Origin of the sequence: Streptomyces graminofaciens, from assembly GCF_030294945.1 — a bacterium.
GTDB classification, from domain to species: Bacteria; Actinomycetota; Actinomycetes; order Streptomycetales; family Streptomycetaceae; genus Streptomyces; species Streptomyces graminofaciens.
This window is the reverse complement of the sequence record NZ_AP018448.1, coordinates 7483057-7497362: the sequence shown is the minus strand read 5'-3', so window position 1 is coordinate 7497362 and position 14306 is coordinate 7483057. Positions and strand designations below refer to the sequence as shown.

14 protein-coding genes and 1 pseudogene are annotated in these 14306 nt (G+C 65.9%); 5 read left to right on the top strand and 10 right to left on the bottom strand.

The features are described from left to right. Positions 1-174: 174 nt before the first annotated feature. From SGFS_RS32900 to SGFS_RS32860, 8 genes and pseudogenes are all read right to left on the bottom strand, one after another. A complete protein-coding gene (locus SGFS_RS32900; protein WP_286255685.1) occupies positions 175-1386 on the bottom strand; it encodes a hypothetical protein in 1212 nt (403 codons plus the stop codon). Continuing rightward, positions 1383-1865, bottom strand: coding sequence for a DUF4365 domain-containing protein (locus SGFS_RS32895; protein WP_286255684.1), 483 nt, complete (start codon positions 1863-1865; stop codon positions 1383-1385). The genes SGFS_RS32900 and SGFS_RS32895 overlap by 4 nt, the downstream gene beginning before the upstream one ends. Before the next feature lie 577 nt (positions 1866-2442). Beyond that, complete coding sequence (locus tag SGFS_RS32890) at positions 2443-3030, bottom strand: SLATT domain-containing protein (RefSeq protein WP_286255682.1); 588 nt, start codon at positions 3028-3030, stop codon at positions 2443-2445. 427 nt (positions 3031-3457) lie between these two features. Then, a complete protein-coding gene (locus SGFS_RS32885) occupies positions 3458-4741 on the bottom strand; it encodes a DNA sulfur modification protein DndB (RefSeq protein ID WP_286255680.1) in 1284 nt (427 codons plus the stop codon). Positions 4742-5170: 429 nt separating this feature from the next. Further along, positions 5171-5968, bottom strand: a complete 798-nt coding sequence (locus SGFS_RS32880) for a PIN domain-containing protein (protein ID WP_286255678.1) — start codon at positions 5966-5968, stop codon at positions 5171-5173. 242 nt (positions 5969-6210) lie between these two features. Further along, complete coding sequence (locus SGFS_RS32875; RefSeq protein ID WP_286255677.1) at positions 6211-6507, bottom strand: hypothetical protein; 297 nt, start codon at positions 6505-6507, stop codon at positions 6211-6213. A 317-nt stretch (positions 6508-6824) separates the two neighbouring features. Further along, positions 6825-7353: pseudogene (locus SGFS_RS51875) on the bottom strand (helix-turn-helix domain-containing protein); the annotation flags it as partial. 35 nt (positions 7354-7388) lie between these two features. Continuing rightward, a complete protein-coding gene (locus SGFS_RS32860) occupies positions 7389-7844 on the bottom strand; it encodes an ATP-binding protein (RefSeq protein WP_286255673.1) in 456 nt (151 codons plus the stop codon). 250 nt (positions 7845-8094) lie between these two features. Between SGFS_RS32860 and SGFS_RS32855 the strand changes: the two genes are divergently transcribed. The 3 genes from SGFS_RS32855 (at position 8095) to SGFS_RS32845 (ending at position 10317) form a co-directional block, all read left to right on the top strand. Further along, on the top strand, positions 8095-9009 hold the full coding sequence (locus tag SGFS_RS32855) for a helix-turn-helix domain-containing protein (RefSeq protein ID WP_286255671.1): 915 nt from the start codon (positions 8095-8097) through the stop codon (positions 9007-9009). Further along, positions 8966-9103, top strand: coding sequence for a DUF397 domain-containing protein (locus tag SGFS_RS32850; RefSeq protein WP_350284034.1), 138 nt, complete (start codon positions 8966-8968; stop codon positions 9101-9103). Before SGFS_RS32855 ends, SGFS_RS32850 begins: the two co-directional genes overlap by 44 nt. 281 nt (positions 9104-9384) lie before the next feature. Beyond that, complete coding sequence (locus tag SGFS_RS32845) at positions 9385-10317, top strand: hypothetical protein (protein ID WP_286255669.1); 933 nt, start codon at positions 9385-9387, stop codon at positions 10315-10317. A gap of 404 nt (positions 10318-10721) precedes the next feature. Here SGFS_RS32845 and SGFS_RS32840 read toward each other — a convergent pair whose 3' ends face one another. Both SGFS_RS32840 and SGFS_RS32835 read right to left on the bottom strand, forming a co-directional pair. After that, a complete protein-coding gene (locus tag SGFS_RS32840) occupies positions 10722-11591 on the bottom strand; it encodes a TIGR03943 family putative permease subunit (protein ID WP_286255667.1) in 870 nt (289 codons plus the stop codon). Continuing rightward, entirely contained in the window at positions 11588-12610 is a 1023-nt protein-coding gene (locus SGFS_RS32835) for a permease (protein WP_286255666.1), read from the bottom strand. Before SGFS_RS32835 ends, SGFS_RS32840 begins: the two co-directional genes overlap by 4 nt. A gap of 234 nt (positions 12611-12844) precedes the next feature. Between SGFS_RS32835 and rpmF the strand changes: the two genes are divergently transcribed. Together rpmF and SGFS_RS32825 are read left to right on the top strand one after the other, a co-directional pair. After that, the gene (gene rpmF, locus SGFS_RS32830) at positions 12845-13015 is read left to right on the top strand and encodes a 50S ribosomal protein L32 (RefSeq protein WP_286255665.1); all 171 of its coding nucleotides are present in this window, start codon (positions 12845-12847) and stop codon (positions 13013-13015) included. Between the two features lie 26 nt (positions 13016-13041). Beyond that, positions 13042-14217, top strand: a complete 1176-nt coding sequence (locus tag SGFS_RS32825) for a GTP-binding protein (RefSeq protein ID WP_286260175.1) — start codon at positions 13042-13044, stop codon at positions 14215-14217. Positions 14218-14306 lie beyond the last annotated feature (89 nt).

Sequence of the window (14306 nt, the reverse complement as noted above, 5' to 3'; positions counted from 1 at the left end):
AGTGGGCACCCACGGGTGACCACCCCCACGCCCGATGTCCTGCTTCATCCTGCCTGATCACGGGAGCAGTCGAGGGCCCTTCAAGGCCCTAAGCTGATGTCACAGGCACCTGCGCGAGCCAGAGCCGCACGCTCGTGGAACATAAACCGGTGTTCCTGCCGCGATAAAAGGTTTTCAGAACAGGCCTTCTTGTTCCCCAGGCTCAACAGTTACACCGGAAGTCTCCGGCCGGATTTGCACGAGTTCCAAAATCTCGGGATCATATAGCCAAAAGTAGCGCCCCTCTACTTCCTGACGTCCTCGGATTCTGAGGGCCAGATTGTTCCTGTGCGCATCAACCGCCAAGTCGTAGTCCTCAACCTTGAGTCGCACGCGCATTTTCTTGGCTCTGGATCCACTGAAAACATCAAGGCGCACAACTCCAGGCTCCCCCGGCTTTGGTCGCTCCAGTTGAGTCACTGCCCCGAGAACTGTGACATATTCAGCAGCAGCAGTAGCGGCAAAGATGTTACCTGCTGTCTCTAGAGCTGAATAATCCGAGGGGGAAAACTCCAACCTATGCCGTTGCGCTGGTTCTCCGCGAAGCAAGTCTTCCGCCGAATTAAGTTCTACTTCGATCTCTGCCCCGTCGGAGTCCCTAATTAGAGCACGCACCGCCTGGGTTAATTCGTAACAAAAACCGCGCCTGACGTTCTCAACAAAGCCATGTGTAGACCCAGAGGCCTTGAAGTGGTCCACAGATTCTCGGGCTGCCGAGAGGGCATCCACCATGCCCAGTGTGATTTCCCGGCCCGTATGACGCCCCAGCAACGGCATCGTTTCCCCGGGATTGATCTTCCGCTCCGTATACACCTCTTCTGGGGGCACGTAGGCGGTGATTACGTAGCTACCCACCTCAGTCTGGCCCATGAGAACCGAGTCGAGGAAGGACTTAGCAAGGAAGTAGTTAGCGTTACCGAAATAGGCGGCCTTCGACTTCCGCGTCTTGGCCCCTACCACCATGGACTTCTGCGCGCCGGCATGCAGGTCCTCGCCAGCCGTCCAAGGGATTGTACCCCTTTGGCTGCGCGTCTCTTTATGAAACTTTACTTCGTCGCCCAGAGAATGCAACGTGGCGGCACGTTCCAACAGGGAGCGAATATCTCCATCACCCATTTTCCAGGCTTGCGCAACCGCTTGACTCAGTAGCTCAAAGTAGTCCTCTGTCTCAGCATCCTGAGGGAGGAGGACACCTCTTACTCGCTCGCCACCTTCTGAGATAGGACGCCAACGGCTATACAGATTCTCTTGCCCCCCGTACTTCTGCCACCCGTTGTTCTGGAGCGCAAGAGCTAATTGCCGGTCGGTGAGGTGGCGTGCAATTTCTCTGAAGTCCGGCGCATTCACGGCCTACCTCCCTTCCCTATGCGCTCCATAATTCCACAAAGTGCCTTATCGTCAAATATTCGATCGGTTGACACCCTGACGGATGTGTACTCTTCTCCCGAGGGCTGCTCACCTGTAACACTGCGCCAGTAAGCACAGTGACGCAGCTTGAATATATCGTGAGTAGCCTCGACCCAGGCCGCGATATCTTCGGGAATTATCATCGCCACCAAAATGCGATGAACGGTCACCTTTTGACGCGCGAGAAGCTTGAGCCGATCATTCGATAATTTGACGGATACAAACCCGTTGGCCGGATTAGGCCCGCAGGTCCAAGTGCTCTTGAGCTGGATCTTTAGATCGATCTGACAGTCCGCCTCGTGCAGGTCAGACGCATGGGTTATCACCCAGTCAATCCCGTCGTCGGGCTCGGGCTTCGCCATGGTGCATCCTGCTGCAGCAGCTACCGCTCTTAGGTAACCGTCCTGGAGCATCTCCATGCGCTGCTTCTTGGGCAGGTCTCCCCTCAAGGGCGCGGCTGGCAGCGCCCCGCCAACATCGATCATGCATCCCCCCAATGCCATATCGCGTAGATCACATGCTAAGGCGGAGGCAGGTTGAGCGGTAGGTCAACGACCTCACCTCATGACTCCTGGTTCGACCGGGATCACCAACCGTGAACGACGCATGGTGCCCGCCTCCGTTCGACCAAATCGCCCGGTGCCCCACCGCCGCCCGTCCGCGAGCACGACCGCCCGTGGCGATGTTCGCGGCCTCAACCAGACTTAAACGGCCAGTTGGGGGCAAGCGGCGGAGGCCGGTAGAGGGCATCGCATTCGGGAGGTCGCGCCAGAGGCGTGCCAGATCGTGCGGGGAATCACGGGGAACCAGAGGGAACCAAGACGACGCCCACCAAGAGCCAACGCCGTTTCGCTGCAGGTCAGATCAGCAGTGAGCCCCAGATCCCCTCAGCTTCCCAAGCTGAGGTTCGCAGCACTGATGGAGGTCCAAGGTGTCATTGGTGGCAAGCTGGCCTTCGAAGTCGCGTTCCGCCAGGGTGATCCTGGAGGAGCGCCGTCATTCCCTGAGTGTTCGTACCGCCCACACGTCGTCGTTGGCGATCCCCGACTTGAGTGCTCGGCGCGCGTACCACCGTGCGAGGAACGATGTCGGCTCGGCTGCCTGGTTCGCTGCGTGCAATCCTGCGGTCAGGTCTTCAAGACGCTGACGTGCCGCTTCGTACTCCAAGCGAGCGAGGTCAACGCACAGCATCTGCTGACTGCCGTCCCGCACTTCAACATAGGCATTGCCGGACGTGGTGCACTGTGTCGCGTGCTGGTCTGGCGCCAGCAGGCTTGTCGCCCCTCCAATGACCGTGGCCAAGAGGGCACCCACACCAGCAAGGCGAACGCCGATGACATCGGCTACAGCCGACACGCCGGCCAGGGCGCCCACCGCAGCCGCCAGCACTGACAGCCAGCGGTGCGTACTGCGCCAGATCATGGAAGCCGCGAACTGATGGTGGGCACTATGCAAGGCCCTTTCCCACAGCCGTTCACACTCCCCGGCAATGGCTTGTACTTCTTCTGGTACATCCCTGATGTCGAAAGGGACGGGATGTCCGTGCCTGTCCGGTTGCTGAGCCACGATCCCCCCGAGATTCACGCAACGGCACCACCGCCATCCTGCCCGCGCGAGCGCTACGCCAACACCGTGGCCCGTCTCCAAGTCCACAGCGCGACCGGTATGACTGTCACCGGCCGATACACACGGAGCTACGGATCGGAGGGGGCGTGCCCCATCCGTGCCCGATCGTGCGGGAAGTCACGGGGAACCACGGTGGTGAGCAGGTACCGCGCAGCGCACCGGCCCCCGACCGATTCACCTGGTCAGGGGCCGCTCTCCTGTGCGGTGGGTGTGGGATTTGAACCCACGGTGACTTGCGCCACGACGGTTTTCAAGATCGATTTTTGGCAGTACATGACTGAGAGGTACGTGCGACCGAACCAAGAGCCACACGAAGGCGGACTTAAGCAACAGCATGGTCCCCTCCACATGTGTCCTGGAGGGGACCATGCTGCTATCTGGTGGATCAGATGGCGGCGGGCGCCTTCTTGTACCAGTCGGTGATCACCTTGGTCAGGTGGACGATGTTCTGTTGGCGCATGATCGGCGCCGAGGCATTGGGCTCGAAGTCCTCGTTCGCCGCCGTGGTGCGCCAGATGCTCTGCTCAGTGACCGGGGCGCCCATGTGGCGGTCGAGCCGCTTGAAAAACTCCTGGATGTCACCGTCTTCAACTCCGTCCTCCTTCAAGTTGCGGTAAACGCCACCGAGGACGCGGAGCATGCCCACGGAACCGAGGAGGGAGGATACGCGGAGCTGCATCGCTTTAGTAGGGGGCGCCGGCGGCTCGTTCTTGCGCTTCTCAGCAAGGGAGGGGTGGTAGTTGTCGACGTCCTCCTCGGTGATCGCTGCCAGGTCGGTGAAGGCTGTGGAGATGACGTCCAGGAAGCCGCGGACGCTTTCGATCACCTCGTTGTCGGTGAGGGACTCAACCTTCTTGTTGACGCGCCCACCGGGGCCGGCGATGACGGAGCGGGTGATGTCGGCGACGTGCTTGGCACCCATCAGGTTGCGGTTGGCCAGGGTCATCCGATCGCGCTCAATGTCGATCTTCCCCGCGAAGAGGGGGTGAGCAACGATGTCGGTGAGCGTGCGATTGGCGATGCGCGAGGTGTCGAAACGGGCCCGGACGGCGCCGGAGATGCCCTTGGCATTGTCGGCGACGTCGACGAACATCTGCTGCCCGCGGACGCCGTCGACCTCCACGTAGATGTCGACGCCGATGAACTCCTCCTTGAGGCGCTGGAGCCGGAGGACCAGAGCTTCGCGCTCCTCGTCAAGTTTCTGCTTCTTGGCCTCGTTGGCACGGACCGCCTCACGGTCGATGCGCGCGATTTCGTCGGTGATGCGCTTCTTCTCTAGGTGGACCCCGAGCACGCGGTGCTGGCCGTCGATCGTGATCAGGCGCCCGATGCCTCCGATGGCCCACGGGACGGTGAGGTACCCGATAGCGCCGTCCGCGCTGATCGACTCGAAGCGGCAGCCGCCAGTGTCGCGGATGAGGAGGGCCGGTGCTACCCAACCGGGGTTCTCGGCGAGGTAGTTACCGAAGCCCTTCGCATGGTTGGGGTCGACACGGCGGTTGTCCGGGTCAGGCTTGGCCGGGTCCGGGATTGTGAGGATTACCGGGAGCTCGGACAGAGGGATGCGGGTCGTGTAGACCGTGCGTCCTCCCTGCGTGGTCCGAATCGCCAGGTATGTGGACTCCTCGCGCGTCAACGACAGACGAGAGGGGTCAACGGTGATGGTCACCTACAACGTCCTTTCTGGGCCAGCAACTTGTTGTCCGGCCTCCATAAGACGCAACCGTAGGGAATTTACGGAAAATCCGTTTGGATAACCTGCTAATTGACACATTTAACGCATTAGATGTCACCTTGCTTCAACATTGTGTCGTTATTTGATCAGGCGACGAATGAGGGCATGACCCGTTCGATGACCTATCGGTGGTGTCCATGCACGAACGTTCAAACTCGTGCCACTCGCGTGCCAGAACAGGCGGAGCTTCACGGGGGAACGGCGGGGAGTCGGTCGCAGGTCCCCAAAGGCTGGAGCAGCATTCCGGCGCAGGTCAGTGCGGCAGTCGCCGCCAGAACACCCAAGCTTCCCAAGCCGATGGCATCAGCTGAGGCGGGCGTGCCCAGCCTCGATCATCCCTAAGTGATCGAAAGGTTAAGTGGTTTACTGGACAGCCCTGGGCGATGGAGGCACCTCAAAGACCTTGAGGCCCTTGGCCAAGGCCCGGAACTCCATGCTTGCGTCCACGCAGGCGAGGGTGACTTCACCGGTCACCATCTGCTTGATCTTGATGGCCTGGCGGATGATCTCGTCGTCGGGGATAGACAGGCGTTGGTGCCCGTCGTCGTCGAGAAGTACCTCAACGGTCACCTTGTCTCGAACCGGAGCGGGAAAGATCTGCCCAGCGGCCCGGTGCTTCTCCCGGAGGCGCTTGAGGACCTTGCGTGCCTTGTCGCCAGCGTTGGTGTTACCTGTGTCCTTGAGCTTGTCAAGCTCCTCGACCACGATGATTGGGGCAATCAGCCGCACGGGTCCCTTGATGCCCATCTTCGTCGGCCATGCAAAGTCGGTGAAGATCTCCCCTTGAATGAAGGCTGAGGTGTCGACTACGACGATGGCTCCCGGATGGCCGGCGAACTCCCGGATGCGAGCGATCTGCACGAGAGCAGCGTCGATGCGGCGGACTTGGTTCTCGACCTCACCGTGTATCAGAGGGTAGGGCCGTGGCGTGACTTGAACAATGCGACGGATCTCCCAGTACGCCGCTGTGTAGAGGCCATCCGCCATGACGTCGTCGTCAAACAGGCTGCGAAAGTGCCGCTCCGCGTCCTCGACCCAGGACAAGTATCCGTCCCTGGCCGATACAACGGCCGTCGTGTTGACGATGCTTTGGCACTTGTTCTTGAGCTGCATGAGGGTCAGTTCGGCGGCATCCGCCAAGCAGACATCGCGAAGTTGCATGCACACAGACTGCCAGCTCAACGGACGGCATACACCCGAGATATGAGAGGCGCCGGGGAGGCGCTCGGGCCGTCCCTGGGCCGTCCGAGGACGCTCAACAGTGACCAATGACGACCAACGGCGACCACGAGGCGGACGAGCCTACCGCCCTTGACCAGCAAAAACCCAGCTCACCAAGATCCCCGGCAAGACCCCGGGCAAGAAGAAGTAGTGCACCGAGCGGTCAGCGCCTGGCGTTTGGGTCAGGCCGTGTGACGCTGGCGAGCGCGGAGCCAGTGGACACCCTTCACGGCGTACACAGCGGCCATGAGCGCGAAGCTGGCGCAGGTGAGCCAGAACCAGGATTCCGCGACTGCGAGACTCAGCACCAGGCCGCCGAAGAGCAGCAGGGAGGCGACAACGTCCACCAGGTCAAGGCGCGCCTGGAAACGCACCGACGAGTCGGATTCGCGCAATCGGCGGATGACGGGAACGAGGCCGAGGGCCTGCAAGATCGCCAGGCCGAGAGCGAGCCAGACGAACCAGCCGGGTATGTCCACGGCGCGCACTGTATCGCGCCCCCAGAACTGCTGAGTGTCTAACTGCGTGACAACGCCGACGAACAACAGCGGACGCCCGCGAACGTCAGCGGACCATCAGCACAGATCAGAGCCACACACGCCCAAGGCAGCGCCCCCACCCAAGTTGCTTCGGGACGAAGAGGTCGTGGGTTCAAATCCCGCCACCCCGACAGTGAAACACCAGGTCAGGGGCCTGATCCGCATCGCGGGTCAGGCCCCTGAATGGTTTCCAGGACTATGAGGAAAGTTGGTCGATTCCTCGGTGCAGAACCTGATGAGCGGCGGCTGAGCGTCCACTACTGACGTTGTTGCCGTGATCTCGTCAAGGTGAGGCCGGTTTGGCGAGACATCCGTCGATGAGGTTGCTGCGGTACTGGATCTGGCGGAGACCGTGCCGAAGCTCGCTCATGAGGTGGTCAGGGTCGGTGAACGCGGTGTTGGCCTGGCTGGTGCGCCGCAGCAGTGACCAGACGCCTTCGACAGGGTTGAGGTCGGTGCATCGGTCGGCAGGAAGTAGCAGATAGCAGGCCAGAGCGGCGATGGAGAAACGGCGCTGGGAGCGTCCCCGCACCCGGGTGACAGGTGCGTGTCCGCGCCTGGCCCAGGTGCGAACGGTGGGCGGCGTCATCGAGAACCCGGCCTCGCCTTCGAAGCACAGCCAGGCCCCGAGCGCCGCCACGGCGCTTCCGCCTGGGGCCGGGTCTCCTTCACCCAGCCCGTGACGGCTTCCTCGTCGCACTCGATCGCGCGACGGGCCGGGCCCTGGTGGCTGAAGCCGTGCCGGTGCAGCATCTGGGCATTGGCCGACAGCCTCATGCTCTTGTGGACCTCCGCGACATCACGCCAGCTAGGTCAGTAACTCATGGAGTATGCAGATTTGTTGGAGCGACGGTCGACACCTCCGCCCAGATCGTCTTGCCCACGGGGTGACGAGGCGTCGACCCCCAACGCACAGCCAGGACGTCCACCAGGAGCAGGCCGCGACCCGACTCGCCGTCGGGGTACGACGAGGGCGCGGTGGCAGGAGGCCGTTTCGCGGTGGCGGCGTCGGCGACCTCGATCCGCACCAGCCCGGCCACCTCGTCGAGGCCGAGCCCGAGTCGGAAGTCGCGACCCGGGACGCGCCCGTGCTGGACGGCGTTCGCGGCGAGTTCAGCCACGACGAGGGCGACCGCGCACGACACCTCCGACTCCGGCGGGTACCCCCACATCTCCATGTGCCGCACGGCGCGGCGTCGGGCGAGCCTGGCGCCCAGGGGCGACGAGGTGAACTGCACTGTGAGCGCCGGGTGTTCGGTGGCTTCGTCGTCGCGCACGACCGTTTCCGTCACAGGGGCGCCGGTTCCCCGTCGGGGTTCTTCGCCTGTGGTGGTCGTTCCTGTCAGCACAGCGTGACCGTCCTTGTCCGTCGAGTGCCGGGACGTCCCGCGATGTGCGCGGATCGTCACGTTCCGTACTCAAGAGTCGTCGGGCGGCCCTACTCTCGGAAGGTGACACAGCCTTACTTTTCAGTCCGTAAGGAACGGAAGTGACGCCTTGGCCAACGGAATCGATCCCAGTACGTCGATGGCGGCGCTGTTCGGTTCGCGGGTACGCCGACTCCGTACGGCGGCCGGGCTGACCCAGGCCGAACTGGGCGACAGGACACACGTGGTGAGCACCCGGATCACGCAGATCGAGCGGGCGTCCGGGGCGAAACCGACGCTGGCACTGGCACGGGCGCTCGACGCCGCCCTCGGGGCGGACAACTTGTTGGTCGAGCTGTGGCCGTATGTGTATCGGGAGGCGTTTCCGGACTGGTCGCGGAAGTTCATGGCGCGTTCGGAGCGGGCGGTGTCCATCGGTGAGTACGCAGCGCATGTGGTGCCCGGTCTGCTCCAGACCGAGGAGTACGCGCGGGCCGTCCTGAGCGTCGGCCTCACCCTCAGCAGTGAAGCGCAGTTGGAGGAGAGGCTCACTGTGCGCATGGGACGTCAGGAGCGGCTCGGCTCAGCTGATCGACCTGTGCTGTGGGTCGTCCTCGACGAAGCGGTCCTGCGGCGGCCGATCGGTGGTCATGCGGTGATGCGCGGGCAGTTGGAGCGTCTGATCGCGGCCGCGGCCGAGCCTCACATCACCGTGCAGGTGTTGCCGTTCGACCAAGGCGAGCACGACGCGATGGGCGGCTCGCTGACGATTCTCGCGCTGTCTGACGGCTCGGAAGTCGCCTACACAGAAGGCGCGCACTACGGCCAACTGATCGAGGATCCAGTCGAGGTCAGAACATTTTCCCTGACCTACGATCGGCTACGGGCGGCAGCCCTGCCCCCGCTCATGTCTCTCGACATGATCCGATCCGTGATGGAGGGCAACCACCGTGGAGCGAAGGTCCCGTCCCGATCTGAACGGCGCCGCGTGGCGCAAGAGCAGCTACAGCAATCAGGAGGGCGGCAACTGCGTGGAGGTGGCGGACGGGTTCCCCGGCGTGGTCCCCGTCCGTGACAGCAAGGTTCCGCACAGTCCCGCTCTGACCTTCGAGGCCGCCTCCTGGGCAGCGTTCATAGGCGAGTTGAAGGCCGGCCAGGACCGCCACTGAGTCGACCAGGTCCCGGTCACGGCCCGACTTCCGGGTCCGCCGGATCCTTGCCCGCGAGGGCCCGGCGGGCCACTGACCTCCCTGAAGAACCGGGGGAAAGAACTACCCGCCCACCCACCCTCCCCAGCCAGGAAGCCGGCGTCACCCGTCCGAGTGACCGGCTTGCAGACGCGGAACACGGGCGGTTACGTTCGCCGCGACAACCGCAAACAGATACGGCCCCCGGCCGGGACGGCAATCCCGATCGAGGGCCTGACCGATCAGGAAGCAATACCTTCCCGATGGCTGACTCGCAGTCTAACGCGCGCCTGCGCGCCGACGCCGGAGCTCCGACCTCCGGCGTGATCCACGTACGCACCCGGCTGACGGCCGACTTCACCGTGATCTCCAACGCCCTCGCCCAGCGGCGCGGCAGCGCGGTCACGGTCGGCGTGGCCGTCTACATCCTCTCCCTGCCCACCGGCACTTCCGTGACCATCGCCGCCCTGTGCGAGCACTTCACCGAGGGCGAGATCCTGATCTCGCGGGCCCTGAGGGAACTCGAAGCGGCCGGTTACCTGGAGCGCCGCCGCGAGCGGCTGTCCACCGGACAGATCCGTACCCGGACGTACTTCTACGACGTCCCCGGCGGCGATCCGGATGCGGATTCGGACGCGGATCCGGACGCGGATCCGGACGGGCCGCCCGAGCCGCCCGAGCCGCCCAAGCCTCGTCGGCCCCGGAAGCAGCCCGCCTCGGCGGCGGCGGTCACGGCCGCGTACGCGGCCGTGGAGGAAACGGTGGCCGCGCCCGTACAGGCCGAGGCGGAGACACCGCTCCCGCTCGCCGACGCCGACCCGCGGGCCATCGCCGTACTCGCCGCCCTGCGCCGGGTCGACCCCCGCCTTGTCGTGTCCGCGCAGGAAGCCGCCCGCCTCGCCCCGGCCGTCACCCGGTGGCTCGCGGCAGGCCTCCTGCCCACACAGATCACGGACCACCTCACCACAGGACTCCCGGACCGCCTCCTGGTCCGCCCGGTCGGCATCCTCGCCTACCGGCTCAAGGAGACGCCCCTGCCCGCACCGGCCAGGAGCGCGGACCGCGCAGAACCCGCAGTACGTCCGGCGGTCGCGAGCATGCGGAACTGCGACGGTTGCGACCGGGGGTTCCGCTCTGCGGAACACAGCCGTTGCCGGGACTGCAGGTCCGGGGACCATCTTCGTGCGGCTTCCTGACCGATGGCCGGGTATGCGGTCCACCCGTAGGTGGGAATCTTGATGTGCGACGATGCGAAATCCGGTACCAGCAGGAGGCTGGGCATGGTCGACAGGTTCCAGGACGGGCTTCTGACGCCCACGGAAACGGCCTCCTACCTGGAGATTCCCCAGTCGACCCTGGCAGCTACGCAGCGCCGAGATGGTCGAACGCCTCGTCGCACGCCGTGACGCGATCCGCCGGGCCGTCGAGAAGGGCGGTCCGGCGGCCTACGCCGTGCGGCACGACCGCATCGAACGCACGTGGCCCTGACGGGCGGGTGCCCCTTGGGCACCCCGCCCCCAGCCAGCGCTGCTTCGCCCCCGCGCCCACAGCGCGGCCACGATCTCCATCTGCGTGGGTCCGGTCGGCCGGTGTGGCCCTCTCAGCCGTTCCACCCCTCGTCGTACGGGTCGTGTGGGGCCTTGACCGGGCGGGTGGTGGTGACGTCCAGGTACGGGATGGGGGTGCCGTTGACCGGGTCCTTGGTCCGGCGGGGGGTGTAGGTGCCCGTCGCCTCCAGCCAGGTGTCGGGGCGCAGGACGGGCGGGAGTTGGCCGGTGAGGGCAATTTTGACCGGTTGTGCGTCGGCGGCGCAGCAGTTGAGGGCCATGCGGACGAGGTACGGGGTGCCGTCGCGGTCGAGGGCCAGGAAACCGGTGACCTTGAGTTCTCGGCCTCGCAGGGCCCGGCCCTTGTCGTAGACCGCGCGGCCCGCGTAGTCCGCGACGGTCAGGCGCAGGGGGCCGTCGGCGGGGAGGTCGGAGTAACCCTGGGGCTGTTCCTGCAGGGCCGAGCCGGTGCGCAGGGCGGTGTAGGAGCCGACCGCGGGCGGGGCGACCAGGACGAGGGCGAGGAGGGGGAGGACCAGGAGCCAGGAGACCCGGGGTTCGCGGTGCCCCTTGCCGCCGTGGGCATGGCCGGGCGTTTCGCCATGGCCGGGCGTCTCTCCATGGGTGTGAGGGTCGCCCTCCGAGTAGGGGCCACCCTCCGACTGAGGGTCGCCCTCCGAGTGAGGGTCGCCCTCCGAGTGGGGGCCGCCCTCCGAGTCGGCGTGGGTGTCCTTCTCCTGTCGGACCGCCCGGCGTTCGTACCAGACCGTCGCCACCGCCGCCGCGATCAGTACGATCCCGGCGGCTATCAGCAGCGGGCGGAGGCCGGCCTTGACGTAGCGGAGGTAGAGGTCGGTGAAGCCGGCGTGCAGGAGGGCGCCGCCGGTGAGGAAGAGGATGACCGTCTGGGCCTGGCGGTTCACAGGAGCACCGTCCCGACCAGCGCCGACACCGCGATCGCGAGGACGAAGGTGACGGGGGCGAAGCGGAGCGCGAAGGCGCGGCCGAAGGTGGCTGTCTGCATGGCGAAGAGTTTCAGGTCGATCATCGGGCCGACGACCAGGAAGGCCAGCCGGGCGGTCAGGGAGAACTGGGTCAGGGACGCGGCGACGAACGCGTCCGCCTCCGAGCAGATCGACAGCAGGACGGCCAGGACCGCCAGGGCCAGCACGGCGACGAGCGGGTTGTCGGCGGCCGCGTTCAGCCAGGTCGCCGGTACGACCGCCTTGAGTGTGGCCGCCGCCATCGCGCCGACGACGAGGAAACCGCCCGCGTGCATCACGTCGTGCCGCACCGAGCCCCAGAACGCGGCCCCCTTGCCCTGCCCCTCGTAGGACGGGCGCTCCGGCGGGCGCATCCACTCACCGCGCCCCAGCCGCTGCCACAGCCAGCCCATCGCGCACGCCACCAGCAGGCTCGCCGCGAAACGGGCCAGCACCATTTCGGCATCGCCCGGGAAGGCCACGGCGGTCGCGGTGAGCACGATCGGGTTGATGGCCGGGGCGGAGAGCAGGAAGGCGAGCGCGGCGGCGGGGGTGACGCCTCGGCGTACCAGCGCCCCGGCCACCGGCACCGACGCGCACTCGCAGCCGGGGAGGACCACGCCGGCCAGCCCGGCCGCCGGTACCGCGAGGGCGGGACGTTTCGGCAGGGCGCGGGCGAAGAACGACGGCGGCACGAACACGGCGATGGCCGCGGACAGCAGCACTCCGAGCACCAGGAACGGCAGGGCCTGTACGACGACGGCCACGAACACCGTCATCCAGCTCTGCGTCACGGGCGCCGCCAGCGCGCCGCGCAGCGGGCCCTGCGCCGCCACCGCGAGGACCAGCAGCATCGTGAGGAGGAGGGGGGAGTTGAGGTGCCGGGCGGCCCGGTCGTCGTCGGGTGCGGCGGCGTCGGTGCGGTCCGCCCGGGGCGGGGAGTCCTTGGTGATGGCCACGGGGGACGGTACCTCCGTACGGAACGGCTGTGCTGGGCGGGCTGGTTCGGGCTCGCCCTTTCCGTCCCGTTCGGGCTCGCCCTTCCGTCTCATACGAGGGCCGGGGCGGGGTTGCTCATCCACCGGCCCAGCCCCTACTTCGTAATGGAATCCATTTTCATGTAGCGTTCCGGTGCGCGTCGGCTGCCCCGGTGCGTCAGCGATGTTGGTGCGTCAGCGATCGAGGAGGACCCCATGGCCGTACCCAAGCGGAAGATGTCCCGCAGCAACACCCGTCACCGGCGGGCCCAGTGGAAGGCGAGTACGCCGCGGCTGGTGCCGTTCACGGTCGACGGCTCCACGTACCTCGTACCGCAGCGGCTGCTGAAGGCGTACGAGCGCGGGCTGATCCACCCCGAGGGCTGAGGGCTGAGGGCTGAGGGGGCATGACCATGGGTCGTGAACGGCTGCCCGTCACCGTCCTCTCCGGGTTTCTCGGAGCGGGCAAGACCACCCTGCTCAACCATGTTCTCGCGAACCGCGAGGGGTTGCGGGTGGCGGTCATCGTCAACGACATGAGCGAGATCAACATCGACGCCGCTCTGGTGCGCGGCGGCGAGGCGGCGCTGTCGCGGACCGAGGAGCGGCTGGTCGAGCTGACCAACGGGTGCATCTGCTGCACCCTGCGGGACGATCTGCTGGAGGAGGTGGACAGGCTGGCCCGGGAGGGTCGTTTCGACTACCTCCTCATCGAGAGCAGCGGGATCTCAGAACCCATGCCCGTCGCGGCCACGTTCGCCTTCGCGCGCGACGACGGGGCCACGCTCGGCGATCTCGCGCGGCTCGACACGATGGTCACGGTCGTCGACGCCGCGAACTTCCTGCCCGAACTGGCGGGTGGTGACGAGCTGGTGGAGCGGGGGCTCGATCAGTACGAGGACGACGAGCGCACCGTCAGCGATCTGCTGATGGACCAGATCGAGTTCGCCGATGTCATCGTCCTGAACAAGCTCGACCTGGTCGACACGGCCACCGCCGAACGGCTGGGGGCGGCGCTTGCGCGGCTCAACCCGGCCGCACGGATCGTTCCGGCCCAGCACGGTCGGGTACGGGTCGCGGACGTGCTCGGCACCGGGTTGTTCGACCTCGACCGGGCCCAGCAGGCGCCGGGGTGGGTGCGGGAGCTCAACGGGGACCATGTGCCGGAGACCGAGGAGTACGGGATCTCGTCGGCCGTCTTCCGCTCCGAGTTGGCGTTCCATCCCGGGCGGCTGTGGGACTTTGTGACCGAGGGGCTCGACAGTGGGGCGTTCGGGCAGGTGCTGCGGTCCAAGGGGTTCTTCACGCTGGCCAGTCGGCCTCGGGTCGTCGGGTTGTGGTCGCAGGCGGGGGCTGTGGCGCGGTTCGAGCCGTCCGCGGTGCGGGATGCGGAGGCGTCGTACGCGCAGGAGCTTGTGTTCATCGGGGTCGGGTTGCGGGGGGATGTGTTGCGGGAGGCGCTGGGGGCGTGCCTGGTGAGGAGTGGTGAGGTGGTCGGCGGGGGTGGTGAGGATCCGTTTCCTGCGTGGGCGGCGTACGGGGTGGAGGATGCCTGTGAGCACGAGGAGGGGGTTGGGGGCGGGCGGTGAGTTGTGAGGGGCGTGAGGTTTTTCGCCCACGCCCACGCCCACGCCCACGCCCAGCAACCGCAGCCGCACCCGCACCCGCACCCGCACCC